The sequence below is a fragment of the Burkholderia sp. B21-005 genome, assembly GCF_020843965.1.
Classification (GTDB): Bacteria; Pseudomonadota; Gammaproteobacteria; order Burkholderiales; family Burkholderiaceae; genus Burkholderia; species Burkholderia ambifaria.
In genome coordinates, this window is record NZ_CP086301.1 from 2,350,381 (window position 1) to 2,369,447 (window position 19,067).

11 protein-coding genes and 2 pseudogenes are annotated in these 19,067 nt (G+C 67.9%); 3 read left to right on the top strand and 10 right to left on the bottom strand.

Features of this window, described 5'->3' with window-relative positions:
* The 4 genes and pseudogenes from LMA02_RS10980 to glnA all read right to left on the bottom strand — a co-directional run bounded on the left by LMA02_RS10980 (nt 1) and on the right by glnA (nt 6,497).
* Nucleotides 1-2,124, bottom strand: a complete 2,124-nt coding sequence (locus LMA02_RS10980; RefSeq protein WP_228904874.1) for a prolyl oligopeptidase family serine peptidase — start codon at nt 2,122-2,124, stop codon at nt 1-3.
* A gap of 80 nt (nt 2,125-2,204) precedes the next feature.
* Nucleotides 2,205-3,732, bottom strand: a pseudogene (gene ntrC / locus LMA02_RS10985) (nitrogen regulation protein NR(I)).
* Between the two features lie 45 nt (nt 3,733-3,777).
* A complete protein-coding gene (gene glnL, locus LMA02_RS10990) occupies nt 3,778-4,920 on the bottom strand; it encodes a nitrogen regulation protein NR(II) (protein WP_006755023.1) in 1,143 nt (380 codons plus the stop codon).
* A gap of 161 nt (nt 4,921-5,081) precedes the next feature.
* Nucleotides 5,082-6,497, bottom strand: coding sequence for a type I glutamate--ammonia ligase (glnA, locus tag LMA02_RS10995; protein ID WP_228904876.1), 1,416 nt, complete (start codon nt 6,495-6,497; stop codon nt 5,082-5,084).
* 409 nt (nt 6,498-6,906) lie between these two features.
* Between glnA and LMA02_RS11000 the strand changes: the two genes are divergently transcribed.
* Nucleotides 6,907-7,371 (top strand): rhodanese-like domain-containing protein, encoded by a 465-nt coding sequence (locus LMA02_RS11000; RefSeq protein ID WP_166724911.1) that lies wholly within the window; start codon nt 6,907-6,909, stop codon nt 7,369-7,371.
* A 127-nt stretch (nt 7,372-7,498) separates the two neighbouring features.
* Here the strand turns inward: LMA02_RS11000 and LMA02_RS11005 are convergent, their stop codons facing one another.
* The 5 genes and pseudogenes from LMA02_RS11005 to hrpA all read right to left on the bottom strand — a co-directional run bounded on the left by LMA02_RS11005 (nt 7,499) and on the right by hrpA (nt 15,623).
* Nucleotides 7,499-8,314 (bottom strand): competence/damage-inducible protein A, encoded by an 816-nt coding sequence (locus tag LMA02_RS11005; RefSeq protein ID WP_228904879.1) that lies wholly within the window; start codon nt 8,312-8,314, stop codon nt 7,499-7,501.
* The gene (locus LMA02_RS11010) at nt 8,311-9,138 is read right to left on the bottom strand and encodes an EI24 domain-containing protein (RefSeq protein WP_166724913.1); all 828 of its coding nucleotides are present in this window, start codon (nt 9,136-9,138) and stop codon (nt 8,311-8,313) included. Before LMA02_RS11010 ends, LMA02_RS11005 begins: the two co-directional genes overlap by 4 nt.
* A gap of 111 nt (nt 9,139-9,249) precedes the next feature.
* A complete protein-coding gene (locus LMA02_RS11015) occupies nt 9,250-10,224 on the bottom strand; it encodes a sterol desaturase family protein (RefSeq protein ID WP_228904881.1) in 975 nt (324 codons plus the stop codon).
* 16 nt (nt 10,225-10,240) lie between these two features.
* Nucleotides 10,241-11,230 (bottom strand): beta-propeller fold lactonase family protein, encoded by a 990-nt coding sequence (locus LMA02_RS11020; RefSeq protein WP_006755029.1) that lies wholly within the window; start codon nt 11,228-11,230, stop codon nt 10,241-10,243.
* Nucleotides 11,231-11,409: 179 nt separating this feature from the next.
* Nucleotides 11,410-15,623, bottom strand: a pseudogene (hrpA, locus tag LMA02_RS11025) (ATP-dependent RNA helicase HrpA).
* A 23-nt stretch (nt 15,624-15,646) separates the two neighbouring features.
* Between hrpA and argA the strand changes: the two are divergent.
* Nucleotides 15,647-17,026, top strand: a complete 1,380-nt coding sequence (argA, locus tag LMA02_RS11030; protein ID WP_011657403.1) for an amino-acid N-acetyltransferase — start codon at nt 15,647-15,649, stop codon at nt 17,024-17,026.
* A gap of 49 nt (nt 17,027-17,075) precedes the next feature.
* On the top strand, nt 17,076-17,351 hold the full coding sequence (locus tag LMA02_RS11035) for an oxidative damage protection protein (RefSeq protein ID WP_006755553.1): 276 nt from the start codon (nt 17,076-17,078) through the stop codon (nt 17,349-17,351).
* A gap of 147 nt (nt 17,352-17,498) precedes the next feature.
* On the opposite strand, the gene LMA02_RS11040 is transcribed toward LMA02_RS11035, so the two are convergent.
* The gene (locus LMA02_RS11040; protein WP_228904883.1) at nt 17,499-18,932 is read right to left on the bottom strand and encodes an MFS transporter; all 1,434 of its coding nucleotides are present in this window, start codon (nt 18,930-18,932) and stop codon (nt 17,499-17,501) included.
* Nucleotides 18,933-19,067 lie beyond the last annotated feature (135 nt).

Below are 19,067 nucleotides of genomic sequence, written 5' to 3' on the forward strand. Positions count from 1 at the left end.
TCAACCGCGCGCGGGTGCGGGCGGGGGCCCGAGATGAGCCCACAGGAAGCCGAATTCCGCCGCATCTGCTTCGGCACGCTCCAGATCGTCGGCGCTGCCGTGGCCGCCGTCCGTGTTCTCCCAGTACCACACCCGTTCGTGTCCGAGCGCATGCATGCGCGCGGCCATCTTGCGCGCATGCGCGGGATGCACGCGATCGTCGCGCGTCGACGTCGTCAGCAACAGCGGCGGATACACGACACCTTCGCGCACGCGGTGATACGGCGAGTAGGCGGCCAGCGCCGCGCCCTCGCGCGAATCGTCCGGGTCGCCGTATTCGTCGAGCCACGCGGCGCCCGCATGCAGCTTCGGATAGCGCCGCATGTCGAGCAGCGGCACGCGGCACAGCACCGCGCCGAACAGCTCCGGACGCTGCACCATGCACGCGCCGACCAGCAGCCCGCCGTTGCTGCCGCCCTCGATGCCGAGCTGCGCGGCCGTCGTCACGCCGCTGCGGATCAGATCCTCGGCCACCGCGATGAAGTCGTCGAACGCACGCTGCCGATGCTCGCGCTGCGCGTCGACGTGCCAGCCCGGCCCGAATTCGCCGCCGCCGCGGATGTGCGCGAACACCGCGACGCCGCCGCGCTCGAGCCATGCGATGCCCAGCGCATCGCTATAGCCCGGCAGGTTCGGAATCGCGAAGCCGCCATAGCCTGACAGCAGGCAGGGCCGCGCGACGCGGGTGACGCCGTCGGGGTGATCCAGCCCATCGAGCGCGTCACGCGGCCCGATCAGCGTGCACGGCACCACCGTGCCGTCGCGCGAGCGTGCATTGGCGCGCCGCACGACGAGTCCGGCCGCGTCGAAGCGCACCGGCGGCCGGTCGAGCAGCACGCGGCGCGACGCCGCATCGTCCGCGCGATCGGCCAGATCGGCAAGCCAGCATTCGGGCGGATCGAGATAGGTGTCGACGTCCACGTACACGTCGTCGTTCAGCGTCGACTCGACCGGCTCGACGTCGACCTGCGCATCGCCCGGCCACTCGAACGGCCGCGCGTGCCACGTCCATGCGCCGTCCTCGCCCTGGCGCGGCTGCCACAGCATCGTGCGGTTCTGCACGTCGTCGAGCCAGCTCGCGATCAGCATCGTGCGGGTATGCGTCCACGTGCACGCGGACGTCGACGGCCGCGGTTCGAACAGCGTCGTGAGCTCACGCGCGCCGGCGAGGAACGCCTGCTCGCGGATCGCGAGCAGCGAGCCGCCCGCGTGACGCACGCCGCCGCAGTCCCAGTCGAGTCGCGGCTCCAGCACGAGCCAGCCTTCCCAGAAGCCGACCTCGACATGCGTCGGCACGTCGTAGCGCGCCCACTCGCCCGCGTCGGTCAGCCAGTACGCGTGCGCGTCGAAGAAATCCACGCTGCGCCACGCGACGTGGCGGCCGTCGATCGGATCGAACGCCGCGCCCGCGCTGATGTCGTCGGGTTCGCCGCGAAACACGACCGGCGCATCGGCGAGCGGCGTGCCGCGTACCCAGCGGCGCGCGTCGTACGGATAGCCGGCCGCGGTCGCATGCGCCTCGCCGCGATCCCAGCTCACGTAGACGGTATCGCGGTCGATCCAGCCGACCGTGTGATGCCCCGGCTCGTCGATCGTGAACCCGTCGTCGACGAAACGGCGCTGCACGAGATCGAACTCGCGCACGACGACCGCGTCGGCGCCGCCCGGTGACAGCGACAGCAGCGCGCGATCGCCGTCCGGGTACAGGATCGCGTCCTGCTCGAACACCCACGACTCGCCCTCTTGCGCGCCGAGCGCGTCGACGTCGAGCAGCGTTTCCCACTCGGGCCGGCCCGCGCGCCAGTCGTCCCAGCGCGCGCGGCGCCACAGTCCCTTCGGGTGGAGATCGTCCTGCCACAGGTCGTACGCCCACTCGCGCCAGCGGGTCGGAATCACCGGGCGCTCGCGCGGCAGATACGCCTGTGCGAGCCGCGCGGTGAGCGCGCGATACGCATCGTCGTCGCGCAGCGCGGCACGCGTGCGCGCGTTCTGCTCGTCGACCCACGCGCGGGCGCGCTTGCTGTCGAGCGATTCGAGAAAACGGAAGGGATCGGCCCCGGCGGGCCAGCGGAAGGAATCGGACATGACGGATGCGCACGTGACGGCAAACCGAGATTATGTCCGATCGCGGCATGCGCGATGCCCGCGCATGCCGCGACGGCGGCTCAAGGCTCCAGGTGCAGTTCCTGGATCTTGCGCGTGATCGTGTTGCGGCCGATGCCGAGCCGCTCCGCCGCCTCGACCTTGCGGCCGCGCGTGAAGTCGAGCGCCTCGCGGATCACGGCCGCCTCGAAGCGGCGCGCGAGCTCGTCCATCACGTCGGCCGAGTTCTCGCGCAACAGCCGCGCGACTTCGGTGCGCAGCCCGTTTTCCCACATCGGATAACCGGCCGGCGCGCCGTTCGGCGCGGCCGCGACGGGCGCCGCCGTCAGCGGCGCCGCACCGAGCCGCCGCCTGCACGCGCAGCCCGTCGCCACCGCCGATGCTCGCGCCGCCGTGCGCATCCATGCCATCGGCCGTCGCAGTCACCGGCGCACCTGCCGGCACGAGGTCGGGCGGCAGGTCCTTGATCTCGACCGTCTGCGCGGGCGCCATCACGGTCAGCCAGTTCGCGAGATTCTCGAGCTGCCGCACGTTGCCGGGGAACGACAACGACGTCAGGTACGCCAGCGCGTCGTCGGACACGCGCTTGGGCTCGACGCCGAGATCGCGCGCGCTCTTCTGCAGGAAGTGGCGCGTGAGCAGCGCGATGTCCTCGCTGCGTTCGCGCAGCGGCGGCAGTCGCAGCCGGATCACGTTGAGCCGGTGGTAAAGGTCCTCGCGGAACAGCCCCTGCCGCACGCGCGCCTCGAGATTCTGGTGCGTCGCGGCGATCACGCGCACGTTCGCACGCAGCGGGTTGTGGCCGCCGACCCGGTAGAACTGCCCGTCCGACAGCACGCGCAACAGGCGTGTCTGCAAGTCGAACGGCATGTCGCCGATTTCGTCGAGGAACAGTGTGCCGTTCTCGGCCTGTTCGAAGCGGCCCTGGCGCGTCGTCTGCGCGCCGGTGAACGCGCCGCGCTCATGACCGAACAGTTCGGATTCGAGCAGGTCCTTCGGAATCGCCGCGGTGTTCAGCGCGATGAACGGTCCGTTCGCCCGCGGGCTGTGCCGGTGCAGCGCCCGCGCGACGAGCTCCTTGCCGGTGCCCGATTCGCCGGTGATCAGCACGGTCGCGGCCGAATGCGACAGGCGGCCGATCGCGCGGAACATGTCCTGCATCGCGGGTGCCTGGCCGAGCATCTCGGGCGCCTCGGCCACGCGCTCGTCCTGCGGCGCGCCGCTGCGCAGGCTTTCCTCGACCGCGCGGCGGATCAGCTCGACCGCCTTGTCGACGTCGAACGGCTTCGCGAGATATTCGAACGCGCCGCCCTGGAACGCCGCGACGGCGCTGTCGAGGTCGGAGAACGCCGTCATGATGATGACGGGCAGGTCCGGCAGACGCTCGTGCACCGCCTGCAGCAGCTCGAGGCCGGAGCCGCCCGGCATCCGGATGTCGGATACGAGCACCTGCGGCGTCTCGTGGTCGAGCGCGGCCAGCGCGTCGCGCACGTTCGCGAAACTCTTCGTCGCGAAGCTGTCCCGGGCGAGCGCCTTTTCGAGCACCCAGCGGATCGATTGATCGTCGTCTACTATCCAGATCGGCTTCATAGGTCGGTCAGTATTGGGGAATCCGGTGAATCGCCATGCCGCCGCTCAATGGTCGAGCGGCAGCAGGATCTGAAATTCGGTACGTCCGGGCCGGCTGTCGACCTCGATCATCCCGTCGTGCTGCTGCACGAACGTCTGCGCGAGCGTGAGGCCGAGGCCGCTGCCGTCGTCGCGCCCGGACACGAGCGGGTAGAAGATCCGGTCGCGGATCTCTTCCGGAATGCCCGGTCCGTTGTCGACTACATGCAAGTCCAGTGCCAGCTTGTACAAGCGCTTCGCGACCGTCACCTTGCGCGCGACGCGCGTGCGCAGCTCGATCTTCGCGTCGCCCTGCGCGATCCGTTCGCGCAGCGCCTGCGCGGCGTTGCGCACGATGTTCAGCAGCGCCTGGATCAACTGCTCCTTGTCGCCGCGCAGGTCGGGCACGCTGACGTCGTAGTCGCGCTCGATCGTGAGCCCGCGCGGAAATTCCGCGAGCATCACCGCGCGCACGCGTTCGCACACTTCATGAATGTTCACGTCGCCGACGATGTGCGGATGCCGGTGCGGCTCGAGCAACCGGTCGACGAGCGTCTGCAGGCGGTCGGACTCCTTGATGATCACCTGCGTGTATTCGCGCAACTCGCCGCGCTCGCGCTCGCTCAGCTCGAATTCGAGCAGCTGGGCTGCGCCGCGAATGCCGCCGAGCGGGTTCTTGATCTCGTGCGCGAGATTGCGGATCAGTTGCTTGTTGACCGCGGTCAGGTCGTGGATCCGTTCCTCGCGATCGGTGCGCGACTGCCGTTCGTTCTCGAACAGTTCGACGAGCACGAAATCGGGCGCGGTCTCGAGGAAGCCGACGATCGCATGCACGTGCAGCGCCTCGTGGCCGGGCCGGTCGAGCACCGTGTCGAGATGCGTCGCGTGAAAGCGCTCCTGGCCGATCGCGGTGATCGTCGACGCGAGCTCGTTCGCGTTCGGAAAAATCTCGCCCCACGGCCGCTGCGCGAGCTGCCGCCGAGAGATGTCGAGCATCGCCTCCGCGGACGGGTTCGCGAACGCAACCCTGAGCGTCTTGCGGTCGAGCACGATCACGACCGTCGGCAGTGCTTCCAGCCCCGCAAGCAGGCCCGAGCGCGCGAGCCGCTCGTCTTCCGTCAGTCGCTCGGGCTGCCCCGTCTTCGCCTTGATCAGATTCTTGAGAGCCATCTTGCGTATCGTCGCGCCTCACCGGGTGGGAACATGAAAATTTGCGGAACAAAAAAGGGACGGCTGGACGCCGTCCCCTTTCAGACTCCGCGGTTCCCGCCGCAGGCCGCGCGACGGGAACGAACCGGCATGACGGCGCTCACTCGAAGCGCCATCGCCGATTACAGCGAGTAGTACATCTCGAACTCGATCGGATGCGTCGTCATGCGGAACTTCGCCAGCTCCTGCTCCTTCAGCGCGAGGTACGCATCGAGCATGCTGTCCGTGAACACGCCACCGCGCGTCAGGAACTCGCGATCCTTGTCGAGCGCTTCCAGTGCCTGGTCGAGGCCCGCGCAGACGGTCGGGATCTTTGCATCCTCTTCCGGCGGCAGGTCGTACAGGTTCTTGTCCGCGGCTTCGCCCGGATGGATCTTGTTCTGGATCCCGTCGAGGCCGGCCATCATCAGCGCCGTGAAGCACAGGTACGGGTTCGCCATCGGATCCGGGAAGCGCGTTTCGATACGGCGACCCTTCGGGTTCGACACGTGCGGAATGCGGATCGATGCCGAACGGTTACGCGCCGAGTAAGCGAGCTTGACCGGTGCTTCGAAGTGCGGGACCAGACGCTTGTACGAGTTCGTCGTCGGGTTCGTGATCGCGTTCAGTGCACGGGCGTGCTTGATGATGCCGCCGATGTAGAACAGCGCCAGTTCCGACAGGCCGGCATAGCCGTTGCCCGCGAACAGGTTCTGGCCGTCCTTCCAGATCGACTGGTGAACGTGCATGCCCGAACCGTTGTCGCCGACGACCGGCTTCGGCATGAACGTCGCCGTCTTGCCGTACGAGTGCGCGACGTTATGGATGATGTACTTCGACCATTGCGTCCAGTCGGCGCGCTGAACCAGCGTCGAGAACTTCGTGCCGATTTCGTTCTGGCCCTGGCCCGCCACTTCGTGGTGGTGCACTTCGACCGGGATGCCGAGCTGTTCGAGCAGCAGGCACATTTCCGAACGCATGTCCTGGAACGTGTCGACCGGCGCGACCGGGAAGTAGCCGCCCTTCGTGCCCGGACGGTGGCCCGTGTTGCCGCCTTCGAATTCCTTGCCTGCCGACCACGGTGCTTCTTCCGAGTTGATCTTCACGAAGCAGCCCGACATGTCCGTGTTCCACTGGACCGAGTCGAAAATGAAGAATTCCGGTTCCGGACCAAAGTAGGCCGTGTCGCCGATGCCCGTGCTCTTCAGGTACGCTTCGCCGCGTTTCGCGAGCGAACGCGGATCGCGTTCGTAGCCCTTGCCATCGGCCGGCTCGACCACGTCGCAGGTCAGCACCAGGGTCGACTCTTCATAGAACGGGTCGACGAAGGCGGCGCTCGGGTCCGGCATGAGCAGCATGTCCGACGCCTCGATGCCCTTCCAGCCGGCGATCGACGAGCCGTCGAATGCATGACCGCTTTCGAACTTGTCTTCGTCGAACGCCGAAACCGGCACCGACACGTGCTGCTCCTTGCCGCGCGTATCCGTGAAGCGGAAATCGACAAACTTGCAGTCCTCGTCCTTCACGAGCTGCATGACGTCGGCGACGGTTTTACTCATAACCTCTTCTCCTGATTGAACAATTCCGGCGGACTGGGAACCGCCTCGTTTATCGAGCTGCCCGGAGTCTGGCTTTGGCGCAGCGCGCCCCGGGTCGACCGAATTCTATATAGCAGCTTCCGTGCCAACCATACACAGAAGCGACATGAATCGCGCCAGCCCGCGCCACTGCGGGGCCCTGCTGCGCGATTCCGGGGCCGGGCGCCGCACCGGCGCTTGCGGGATCGCACCAACATGGTGCAATCGCTGAGAGACGCCGGCGCGACGGAATCATCCTGGTGCATGCGCACCATTCTGCACTCTTTTGGTGAGCGCGGGGCGGTGCATGCGCGGCAGGCCACGCGCACATCCGCGCGGCGCCGCCGCGCTAGAATGATCGTTTGACCGAACCATACGGAGACCTCCTGCCATGAGTACGCTCGACCAGCTTTACGCGAAGGCCGAAGAACGCCGCACCCAAGGCGCGCTCAACTATGCCGGCGCGCTGCTGCCGGTCGAGGCATTCGAACTGCTGCAGCTCGACCCGTCGGCGCGCCTCGTCGACGTGCGCACCCGCGCCGAGCTCGACTGGATCGGCCGCCCGCTCGTCGGCGACGGCCAGTACCTGCACCTCGAATGGACGCGCTACCCGGGCGGCGTGCCGAACGCCGAATTCGTCAACGAACTGAAGGCGGCCCTCCCGGCCGATACGCCCATCCTGTTCCTGTGCCGCAGCGCCGCGCGCTCGAAGCTCGCCGCGGTCGCGTCGTCGCAGGCCGGCTTCACGAAGGCGTTCGACCTGCTCGAAGGCTTCGAGGGCGGCAAGGACGCCGAAGGCCACCGCAAGACGGTCGACGGCTGGTGCTTCCGGAAACTGCCGTGGATCGGCGCCTGAGCGCGCATCCGTTCAGGCACGCCCGACTGCCACATCGTCGAGCCGGGCGATGACATCCCGATGACGGGCCGCGTTGCGCGGCCCGTGGTTTTTGCGTGGCCCGTTTGCGCGATTGATCGCGGGCCGCTCAGGCGCGCGGCGCATCCGGCTCGACGACATCGCCGCCGAGCAGATGCACGCCTTCGCGCAGCTTCACGAACGCGGCCGCGACCGCTTCCGGCTCGCCCTTCACGCCGAGATCGATATGCCGGCGCGCGTAGATCCCGCCGCGCTCCGCGTCGCCCACGCTCGGCAGGCTGAAGACGCGCACGCCCGGGAAGTCGCGCTCGATGTTCTCCATCAGCGGCGTCAACGTCGATTCGGGCAGTTCGAACACGAACAGCGAGCGCTCCGCGTGCGGTGTCACATGATGGAGATGCTGGTACTTCGTATCGAGCACCCATTCGATCATCGGCCACGCCATCACCGGGAAGCCGGGCACGAAATGGAGATCGCCGACCGAGAAACCGGGAATCCGGTTATAGCCGTTCGGGATGATCGTCGCGCCCACCGGAAACACGCCCATGTTGAAGCGGTGCCGGTTTTCCGGCGAATCGAAATCGACCGGCGTGGCCGGATCGGTGTGCGTCTCGCGAATGCGCTCCGAAATCAGCGCCTTCGCTTCCGGATGCAGCGCGAGCGGCACGCCGAGCGCGGCGGCGGCGCACTGCCGCGTATGGTCGTCCGGCGTCGCGCCGATCCCGCCCGTGGAAAACACGATGTCGCCGGACGCGATCGCGCGTCCGAGCGTCGCGGTGATCCGCGCCGGATCGTCGCCGACGTATTCGGCCCAGTCGAGCGCGAGGCCGCGCGCGCCGAGCAGCTCGATGACCTTCGCCAGATGCTTGTCCTGCCGGCGGCCCGAGAGGATTTCGTCGCCGATGATGATGATGCCGATGCTCATGCCTGCCCCATGTCGATTGCGGTGGCGCGCGAACTCGCGCGCAGGTCGTCCAGCGCGCGCAGGCAATAGTGCCCGAACCACAGCGCCGAGAAGACCAGGATGAAAGCGTAAACCCAGATCATCGCCGCCGCCACGAACGGAAACAGCACCATCATCCAGACGGACGACACCCACACGAAGGTCGGCACGGTGCCGAGCAGCCCGGTCGCGACGCCGATGCCGATCAGCGGCCAGCGATGCTGCCGCACGAGCGCGCGGCGCTCGTCGCGGCTCGCGTGCTGGGCGAGCGCGTCGTAGGTCATCACGCGGTACGTGAGCCAGCCCCAGATCACGGGCGGCAGCAGCGCGAAGAACGGCGGAATCAGCCACAGCGGGATCGTGACGACGAGCAGCACGACGCCGACGAGCGCCGCGCCGAGCGAATTGACCGCGCTGCCGAGGAATGTGCCGCCCCGCTTCGCCTCGAGCGCGGCGAACTGTCGGTTCGACAGGTGCTTGATCACGACCGGCATCGAGATTGTCGCGATCAGCAGCAGCACGGTCAGCACGATCAGCGGAATCGCGAGCGACACGACGACGAACGGCGCGACGACCGCATGCAGCTGCGACATCCCGATCGCGTCGAACGCGCGGTACAGCGCGGCGGTCAGCACGAAGCCGTCGAGCGCGCCGCGCGCGGCATCGATCAGCGCCTGCCACGAGAACCACAGCAAGACGCCCCACAGCAGCGCCGAGACGACGAACGGCATCAGGGTCAGCCACAGCATGCGCGGGTGCAGCGCGCTGGCGAACGCCCGGATGAAGGAGCGCAGCAAGTCGTTCATGCGAACCTGTATCGACGGAGAAAAACGGGGAAAGGATAAACCACACGGCCCGCATGCGCCAAAGCGCATGCGGGCCGTGTAGGGAAGCGGTTCAACGGGACGGTGACGAGGTCAGGCCGACGCCGCGCCGCGCTTCGCGGGAACGAGGCGCCGGAAGATCCGCACGAACGCGAGGCCGTGCTGCGCCCAGAAGCCGTCGCCGTAGGACACGCCCTCGACCTGCTCGCGGATGCCGGTCGGCTCGACCGTGCGGTTCCACGACGCGGTGCCGAACATGACGTCCCACCACGGGAACAGCACGCCGAAGTTGCAGCCGTACTTGGTGCCTTCATGGCCGTAGCCGACCGCGTGGTGGCGCCGGTGGAAGGTCGGGCTCACGAGCAGGCGCTCGCCGAGCCGGCCGAACGACAGTCGCGCATTCGTATGCTGGATGCTCTGCAGGAAATTGGTGACCGCGGTCAGCACGACGAACTGCGACGGCGTCACGCCGATCACGAGCGCGATCGCCGCGAAGAAGCACGACTGGAGCACGTCGTCGAGCAGATGGTTGCGGTCATCGCACCACAGCGACATCTGCCGCTGGCTGTGATGCACCGCGTGCAGCTCCCACCAGATGCCGAACTTGTGCTGCCAGCGGTGATACCAGTAGCCGGCGAAGTCGAGCACGATGAGGTAGATCGCGAACGCGACGATCGGCTGCGAGGTCACGCCGGGCCACAGATAGTCGAGGTTGAAGTTCGCGACGCCGTGCAGGCGCAGCCACGACTGGAACTTGTCGAACACCGGCTGCAGCGCGAAGAAGAAGAACAGCGTATAGATGCCGAGCTTCGAGATCGCCGTGTAGATCACGTCGACCCGCACCGCGCGGCGGTTCTTCCAGCGCTCGACGGGCGCGAGCGCCTCGAGCGGGCGCAGCAGCGCGAACATCAGCACCATCTGCAGCGCGCCGATGATCACCCAGTACAGTGCGTCGTAGGTGTCCTCGTCATAGTCCATCAGGTTGAACTTGAAGAGGAGCGGCTGCACGACGTCGACGTACAGCCAGGTCTGGATGTCCGACACGAACGCATCGATCAGGTGCAGCATCGTTCGCCTCCGCCCGTCACGCGCCGTTCGCAGCCTTCCACGGCGCGCGGTCGTAGAAGTAGATCCCGTGCGGCGAACGGCCGACGGCGATCGTCTGCACCAGCTTGCGCGATGCCAGATCGATGATACCGACCTTCTTCGCGAAGCGGAACGTCACCCACAGCGTCTTCTTGTCGGCCGACAGCTCCATGTCGTCCGGCCCCGGCAGCAGGCCGGTGATGTCGCCGACGTTGGTGAGGGTGTTCTCGTCGAGGATGCTGATCGTGTTCGCGACCCGGTTCGTGACGGCGACGTGCGTGCCGTCGGCGAGCGAGCGGAAGTTGTGCGCGCCCTTGCCCGTGTAGATCTGCTTGACGACCTTCTGGTTGCGCCAGTCGACGACCGCGACGTAATCCGCGCCGGTCATCCCGACCAGCAGGAACTTGTCGTCCGGCGTGAGCCACAGGCCGGCCGGCACCTTGCCGACCTTCATCTTCCACTTGACCGTCTGCGTCGGCAGGTCGATCGCCGCGATCTCGCCGGACACCTGCAGCGACACGAGCAGCGTCTTGCTGTCCTTCGTGAACGCGAGGTGGCTCGGCATCACCGCCAGCGGCACGCGCTTCGCGAGGTGCACGTCGTGGCCGTCGTAGCTGTAGATGTCGACGCGGTCGAGCCGCAGCCCCGCCGCCGCGAACCACTTGCGGTCGGGCGAGAAGCCGAGCTGGTACGGATCGTCGATCCCTTCGACGGTGCGCTGCAGCTTGCCCGTCTTCGGATCGAGGAACATCAGGCTGTTCGAGATCGAATTTGCGACGATCAGCGACGAATTGTCGGGCGTCGCCATCAAATGGTGCGGCTCCTTGCCGGTCGGCAGCGTGGAGACGACCTCGCGGGTCTGCTGATCGATCAGGGAAAGCGTCGCTTCGGCCGAGTTGAGGATGATCACGTTATTCGCGTGTGCGGCCGGCGCCAGCACGGCGGCGGCCAGCGCGAGTGCGCGGCCGAGGGAAAGGAAAGTGCGCATGAAGACTCACGTCGTGGAACAGCAGTCATTGTAGAACGTTCGACCGGCCCCGCCGGTTGACGCAAGCCGGGGTTGCGCCACATCGACGCACGCCGCGGCGGCCGTGCGGCCGACTGCGGCAGGCGCCACGGGCCGGCCGCGGTCGGCAGCCGGCGCGGGGCCGGCGGGCCGCCGTGGCGCTAGCGCTGCATCGACTCCCACACCTTGTGCAGACGCTTGACAGAGATAGGCATCGGCGTGCGCAGTTCCTGCGCAAACAGCGAAATTCGCAATTCTTCCAGCAACCAGCGGAATTCCGCGAGCCGCGGATCGGCGACGCCGCCGCGCTGCGACACCGCGCGCTGGTACTGCTGCACGAGCGGCAACAGCTCGCTGGACTGCTTCGCGTCGCGCGCCGGGTCGGCCTTCAACTTGTCGATCCGCAACGCGATGCCCTTCAAATAGCGCGGGAAGTGCGCAAGCTGCGTGTAAGGCGTGTCGATCACGAAGCGCTTGCCGACCAGCGCCGCGAGCTGCTGCTGAAGATCCGCGTGGGCCTGCGCGAACGGCTTCGCCTGCGCGAGCTTCTTCACGAGCCCCGCGTATTCGGCGAGGATCTGCCCGACGAGCCGCGCGATCTCCTGCGCGAGCAGGTTCAGGCGGCTCCGGCCCTCGTCGCGACGCGCATGGAAGCTCGCGTCGTCGTCGGGCAGCGGATCCTGCAGGCACGCGCGGTCGAGCGCCGTGTCGATCAGCTGGTCGCGCAGCTCGTCCTGCGTGCCGAGCGACATGTACTGCATCGCCATCTCGCGCAGCCCCGGCAGGTTCTTCTCGAGGAACTTGATCGGCTCCTTCAGTTGCAGCGCGAACAGCCGCCGCAAGCCGGCCCGGTGAATCCGCGCGGCCTCCTCCGGCGAGTCGAACACCTCGACGTCGCAATGCGTGCTGCGATCGACGAGTGCCGGATAGCCGTACAGCGTCTGGCCGCGCCGACGGATCTCCAGCAGCTCGGGAGCTTGCCGAAGTTCCACGTCGTCAGGTTCTCGTACAGCGCGGTCGCGCCGGCTTCCGCCGCGGCGGCCGTGTTCGGCGCCGCGCCCTTGCCGGCCTTGCCGCCCTTCGCCGCCGAACCCGGCGCGGCAGCGGGCGCCGGCGTGTCGCCAGCATTGCCCGCGTCGCCCGTGCCAGCCTCGCCGCCGGGCGCGATCGTCGACGCCGCCGCGATCTTCTGGAACTGCTGCTGCGCCTGCGCGCCCAGTTCCTGCCGCAGCTGCGCGAGATTGCGCCCCATCGCGAGCTGGCGGCCGTGCTCGTCGATCACCTTGAAGTTCATGAACAGGTGTGCGGGCAGCGTCTCGAGCTTGAAGTCGGCCGTCTTCATCGCGACCTGCGTCTCGCCGCGCACGTCGGCGATCAGCGCCTCGACGAGGCCGCCCGCGCCGAAGCGCTCGCGCCCCATGCGCTCGACGAAGCCGGCCGCGTACTCGGGCAGCGGCACGCAGTGCCGGCGCAGCTTCTGCGGCAGCGACTTCAGCAGCAGCTGCACCTTCTCCTTCAGCATTCCCGGCACGAGCCATTCGCAGCGACGCGCGTCGACCTGGTTCAGCGCATACAGCGGCACCGCGAGCGTCACGCCGTCGCGCGGCGTGCCGGGCTCGAAGTGGTACGTGAGCGCCATCTCGACGCCGGCCATCGTCGCGCGCTTCGGGAACAGCTCGGTCGTCACACCGGCCGCCTCGTGGCGCATCAGGTCGTCGCGCGACAGGTACAGCAGCCGCTGCTTGTCCTCCGCCCGGCCGCCCCTGCTCACCTCGTCGCGATACCAGCGCTCGAACGCGGCGCCCGTGTGGATGCCCTCCGGAATCGCCTGATCGTAGTACGCGTAGATCAATTCGTCGTCGACCAGCACGTCCTGCCGGCGCGACTTGTGCTCGAGCTGCTCGATGTCGGCGAGCAGCTTGCGGTTGTGCGCGAAGAACGGCAGCTTCGTGTCGAACTCGCCCTCGACCAGCGCGCCGCGAATGAACAGCTCGCGCGCTCGCGCCGGATCCTGCCGGCCGAACGCGACGCGCCGGCGGTGATAGATCGGCAGCCCGTACAGCGTCGCGCGCTCGAACGCGCTGACCTGCGCGGGACGCTTTTCCCAATGCGGCTCCGACAGCGACTTCTTCAGCAGGTGCGCGCCGATCTTCTCGACCCACTCCGGCTCGATCTTCGCGAGGCAGCGCGCGTACAGCCGGCTCGTCTCGACGAGTTCGGCCGCCATCACCCAGCGGCCGGCCTTCTTCGCGAGCGCGGAGCCCGGCCACAGGTAGAACTTGATCCCGCGCGCGCCGAGATAGTGCGGATCGTCGTCGGCCTTCATGCCGAGATTGCCGAGCAGGCCCGTCAACAGGGCCAGATGGATCTGCTCGTAGGTCGCCTCGACTTCGTTGAGCCGCCAGCCATGCTCGCGCACGACCGTCAGCAGTTGCGAATGCACGTCGCGCCATTCGCGCAGCCGCAGGTGCGACAGGAAGTTCTGCCGGCACGCGTCAATCAGCTGACGGTTCGATTTCTTGTGCGCGACGGCCTCTTCGAACCACGCCCAGATCTTCAGCCACTGCAGGAATTCGGAGCGCTCGTCGGCGAATCGGCGGTGCGCCTGGTCGGCCTGCTCCTGCGCTTCGATCGGACGGTCGCGCGGGTCCTGCACGGACAGCGCGCTCGCGATGATCAGCACCTCGCGCAGCGACTGCTGGTCGCGTGCGGCGAGGATCATCCGGCCGACGCGCGGATCGAGCGGCAGCCGCGCGAGCTCGCGGCCGAGCGGCGTCAGCGCGTTGTCGTCGTCGACCGCCCCGAGTTCGTTGAGCAGCTGGTAGCCGTCCGCGATCGCGCGACCGGGCGGCGGCTCGAGGAACGGGAACGATTCGATCTCGGTCAGGTGCAGCGACTTCATCCGCAGAATCACCGACGCGAGCGACGAGCGCAGGATTTCCGGATCGGTGAAGCGTGCGCGCGCCTGGTAGTCGCTTTCCTCGTACAAGCGGATGCAGACGCCATCGGCCACCCGGCCGCAGCGACCCGCGCGCTGATTCGCGGCGGCCTGCGAGATCGACTCGACCTGCAACTGCTCGACCTTGTTCCGGTACGAATAGCGCTTCACGCGCGCGAGACCGGTGTCGACGACGTAGCGGATGCCCGGCACCGTCAGCGACGTTTCGGCCACGTTGGTGGCGAGCACGATGCGGCGCGCGTTCGACGCCTTGAACACCTTGTCCTGGTCGGCCGCCGAGAGTCGCGCGAACAGCGGCAGGATCTCGGTATGCGGCGGATGGTGCTTGCGCAGCGCCTCGGCCGCTTCGCGAATCTCGCGCTCGCCGGGCAGGAACACCAGCACGTCGCCGGGGCCTTCGCGGCACAGTTCGTCGACCGCGTCGACGATCGCGTCCATCAGGTCGCGTTCGGCCTCGCGTGCGGTTTTCACGCGGTCGCGGCCGCCCGTGCCCTCGGCGTTCTTCACGGCCGGGCGATCCTCGGCCACCGGGCGGTAGCGCATCTCGACCGGATACAGCCGCCCGCTCACCTCGATCACCGGCGCCGGGCGCTCGTCGCTGCCGAAATGGCGCGCGAAGCGGTCGGCGTCGATCGTCGCGGACGTGACGATCAGCTTCAGGTCCGGCCGCCTCGGCAGGATCTCCTTCAGGTAGCCGAGCAGAAAGTCGATGTTCAGGCTGCGCTCGTGCGCCTCGTCGATGATCAGCGTGTCGTACGCCTTCAGCAGCGGGTCGGTCTGCGTCTCGGCGAGCAGGATGCCGTCCGTCATCAGCTTCACGGACGCGCCCGGCGCGAGATTGTCGGTGAAGCGCACCTTGTAGCCGACCACCTCGCCGAACGGCGTGCCGAGTTCCTCGGCGATCCGCCGGCCGGTCGACGACGCGGCCAGGCGCCGCGGCTGCGTATGGCCGATCAGGCCCGTGCCGCCGGCGCCGAGGCCGCGGCCGAGATCGAGACAGATCTTCGGCAGCTGGGTGGTCTTGCCCGACCCCGTTTCGCCGCAGACGATGACAACCTGGTGATCGGCGATCGCGCGCGCGATTTCGTCGCGCTTGCCCGATACGGGCAGGCTTTCGGGATACGTGATCGGCGGAACGGGATTCGGTGCGACAGCCGCGCGCGGCGCACGCTCGCGGCGTGGGGTGCGCGCATCCGCCCGTGGCGCGTCCGTCGCCGCGGCCGGCTGGCGCGCGTCGCCGCGCCGTTCGTCACCGCGCGGCCCGCGCGGCCCGCGCGGCGGCTTGCCTGCCTGCTGTTGCTGCGGCTGGCGCGGCGGCTGGCCTTGCTGCTCACGCGCATCGGCCGCACCATCCGGGTGCCTGGCCGACGGCGCTTTGGCCCGCGTCGGCGCGGGACTTTTAGGTACATTCGACATGGGGGCGCATTATAATCCCGCCCATGAATTCCCAAACCGACCTCCCTCCCGCCCAGACCGGCGCCGCGACGCCGCCGGCTGCCGACGATTCGGCCGCCAGCCACGCGCAGTTCGTCGACTGGATGCGCTCCGTCGCGCCCTATATCCACAAGTTCCGCAACAGCACGTTCGTCGTGGGGTTCGGCGGCGAGGTGGTGCAGCAGGGACTCCTGAACGCGCTCGTGTCCGACATCGCGCTGCTGCAGGCGATGGGCATCCAGATCGTGCTGGTGCACGGCTCGCGCCCGCAGGTCGAGGAGCAGCTGAGCCTGCATGGTGTCGAATCCGAGTTTTCGCACGGACTGCGCATCACCGATGCGCGCGCGCTCGAATCCGCGAAGGAAGCGGCCGGCGAAGTGCGTCTCGACATCGAGGCCGCGATCAGCCAGGGTCTGCCGAACTCGCCGATGGCGCACGCGCACATCAGCGTCGTGTCCGGCAACTTCGTGACCGCACGGCCGGTGGGGATTCTCGACGGGGTCGATTTCGCGCACACGGGCATCGTGCGCAAGATCGACGCCGAATCGATCCGTCATTCGCTCGCGAGCCGCAAGCTCGTGCTGCTGTCGCCGCTCGGTTTCTCGCCGACCGGCGAAGCGTTCAACCTGTCGATGGAAGACGTCGCGTCGGCGGCCGCGATCGCGCTGCGCGCCGACAAGATCATCTTCCTGACCGAGGCGCCCGGCATCGTCGGCGACGAAGGCGAGCTGGTCCGTGAAATGTCGCTCGACGCAGCCGCCGAGCTGCTCGATTCCGGCAACGTCCAGGGCGACGACGCGTTCTTCCTGAAGCACTCGATCCGCGCGTGCCGCGGCGGCGTGACCCGTGCCCACCTGATCCCGCAGTCGCTCGACGGCAGCATGCTGCTCGAACTGTTCCTGCACGACGGCGTCGGCACGATGATCTCGTACGAGAATCTCGAGAGCCTGCGCGAAGCGACGCCGGACGACGTCGGCGGCATCCTGTCGCTGATCGAGCCGCTCGAGTCGGACGGCACGCTGGTACGGCGCGGCCGCCACCAGATCGAACGCGACATCGACCACTTCTCGGTGATCGAGCACGATGGCGTGCTGTTCGGCTGTGCGGCGCTGTATCCGTACCAGCAGGAAAAGATCGGCGAGATGGCGTGCCTGACGGTCGCGCCGGAAGCGCAGGGCTCGGGCGACGGCGAACGCCTGCTCAAGCGCATCGAGCAGCGCGCCCGCGCGCGCGGCCTCACGCATATCTTCGTGCTCACGACGCGCACCGAGCACTGGTTCCTCAAGCGCGGTTTCGTCAAGGTCAGCGTCGACGACCTGCCGGAAGACCGCCGCAAACTCTATAACTGGCAGCGCAAGTCGCTCGTGCTGATGAAGCAGCTCTGAGCGCAGGCACGACTGCCCTCCCCCAGTCCGATTACAGGAGAAGTACACGATGGCTCGAATGATTCAATGCGCGAAGCTCGGCAAGGAAGCCGAGGCTCTCGATTTCCCGCCGCTGCCGGGCGAACTCGGCAAGCGCATTTACGAAAGCGTGTCGAAGGAAGCGTGGCAAGGCTGGCTCAAGCAGCAGACGATGCTGATCAACGAGAACCGCCTGAACATGGCCGACCCGCGCGCGCGTCAGTACCTGATGAAGCAGACCGAGAAGTACTTCTTCGGCGACGGCGCGGACCAGGCGTCCGGCTTCGTGCCGCCGACGGAAGGCTGAGCACCGCGCATCGCGCGGGCCGGCCGTGCCGGCCTCGCGCGAAGCAGTGCAACGCAAACGGCACCGTGCATCGCACGGTGCCGTTTGCTTTTGGGGACGGGCAATCGAGCCGATGCGAGTCTGCCCGGCGCATGCGATGCCGCCAGGTCAGGTCGCGCCGGCCTGCCCCGCCGGCTTCAACGTGCCGCGCTCGTCCGGCTGCGCGGACTCGCCGGCCGCGGCGTCGGCGCTCGCGCTTGCGCTTGCGATGCCCCATTCGGCCGCATCGCTGCGCTCGGCGCTCGACAGCTCATCCGCACGGTAGCCGGTGCGATTGAGCAGCGCGAGCATGCAGCCGAGCGACACGAGCGCGTACAGCCCCGACGCGATCGCGACGCCGACGATGCTGCCGGTCGCGTTCAGGATCGCCTGCGCGAGCACCGGCGTGCCGCCGCCGACGACGAGCGCGCTCAACTGATACGCGAGCGACAGGCCCGTATAGCGGATGTTGGCCGGAAACACGCGTGCGAGCACGCCGCCGACCGCACCGTAGAACATCGCCGACGGGATCGTCGAGATGCACATCCCCACGACGGCGACCCAGTACGACCGGGTCGCGAGTGCATGGAACATCACCGGCATCAGCACGATCTCGGGAATCAGGATCCAGCACATCGCGCGGCGCATGTCGATCTTCGACACGAACCACGCGCCGATCGGCTGCATCAGGAACTGCACGACGAGCGAGATCGACAGGATGCCGAGGAACGTGCCCTGCGCGTAGCCGAGCTCCTTGGTCGCCCACGACAGCGCGAACGTGCTGCGGAAATACGTGACGTTGATCACCGGCAGCGTGCCGGCCGCGAGCAGCACGACGGCCCAGTGGTCGCGCACGACGTCGCGCAGCGGCAGCTTCACCGTCCGCTTGCGCGCGAGCACGCGCTGCATGTCGATCGATTCCTCGAGCCGCAGCCGGATCACCATCCCGATGATCACGAGCACCGCCGACAGCAGGAACGGAATGCGCCAGCCCCACATCAGGAACGACGGCGTCGGCAACGCGCTCAACGCGAAGAAGGCGACCGTCGCGAGCAGGTTGCCGGTGGGCGAGCCCTGCTGAGCGAATGCCGCATACAGGATGCTGCGATGCTTCGGCGCGTTCTCGCTCGCGATCAGCACCGCACCGCCCCACTCGCCGCCGACCGCGATGCCCTGCAGCACACGCAGCACGACGAGGCCCGCGGGCGCCCACACGCCGATCGACGCATAGCCGGGCAAGAGGCCGATGCCGGTCGTGGCAAGCCCCATCATGATCAGCGTGATCACGAGCGCGGTCTTGCGGCCGACGCGATCGCCGAGATGCCCGAACACGATCCCGCCGAGCGGCCGCGCGGCGAAACCGGCCCAGAACGTGACGAACGCGAGCAGCGTCGCGACGCCGGGATCCATCGTGCTGGAAAAGAACACCTTGCCGAACACGAGCGCGGCGGCGGTGCCGTAGATGTAGAAGTCGTACCACTCGATCGTGGTGCCGACGAAGGCCGCGAGGGCGGCGCGGCCGGGCCTTGGCGGCACGGCGGACGGGGATTGCGGACGGCTCATCGATGTCTCCATGTTTGTGATCGGCGGCGCGACTGTCGCGCGCCTTGCCGGATGGCCGGCCTTGCGCCGCCGGCTGGCGGTGTTGCTTTACGGCTTTACGTTCTGCTGCTTTGCGTTCTGCTTCCTCGGCCGGGA

Coding starts and splice junctions, on each gene's coding strand:
- LMA02_RS10980 (WP_228904874.1), bottom strand. CDS start 2,124: ATGTCCGATTCCTTCCGCTGGCCCGCCGGGGCCGATCCCTTCCGTTTT.
- glnL (WP_006755023.1), bottom strand. CDS start 4,920: ATGGCTCTCAAGAATCTGATCAAGGCGAAGACGGGGCAGCCCGAGCGA.
- glnA (WP_228904876.1), bottom strand. CDS start 6,497: ATGAGTAAAACCGTCGCCGACGTCATGCAGCTCGTGAAGGACGAGGAC.
- LMA02_RS11000 (WP_166724911.1), top strand. CDS start 6,907: ATGAGTACGCTCGACCAGCTTTACGCGAAGGCCGAAGAACGCCGCACC.
- LMA02_RS11005 (WP_228904879.1), bottom strand. CDS start 8,314: ATGAGCATCGGCATCATCATCATCGGCGACGAAATCCTCTCGGGCCGC.
- LMA02_RS11010 (WP_166724913.1), bottom strand. CDS start 9,138: ATGAACGACTTGCTGCGCTCCTTCATCCGGGCGTTCGCCAGCGCGCTG.
- LMA02_RS11015 (WP_228904881.1), bottom strand. CDS start 10,224: ATGCTGCACCTGATCGATGCGTTCGTGTCGGACATCCAGACCTGGCTG.
- LMA02_RS11020 (WP_006755029.1), bottom strand. CDS start 11,230: ATGCGCACTTTCCTTTCCCTCGGCCGCGCACTCGCGCTGGCCGCCGCC.
- argA (WP_011657403.1), top strand. CDS start 15,647: ATGAATTCCCAAACCGACCTCCCTCCCGCCCAGACCGGCGCCGCGACG.
- LMA02_RS11035 (WP_006755553.1), top strand. CDS start 17,076: ATGGCTCGAATGATTCAATGCGCGAAGCTCGGCAAGGAAGCCGAGGCT.
- LMA02_RS11040 (WP_228904883.1), bottom strand. CDS start 18,932: ATGAGCCGTCCGCAATCCCCGTCCGCCGTGCCGCCAAGGCCCGGCCGC.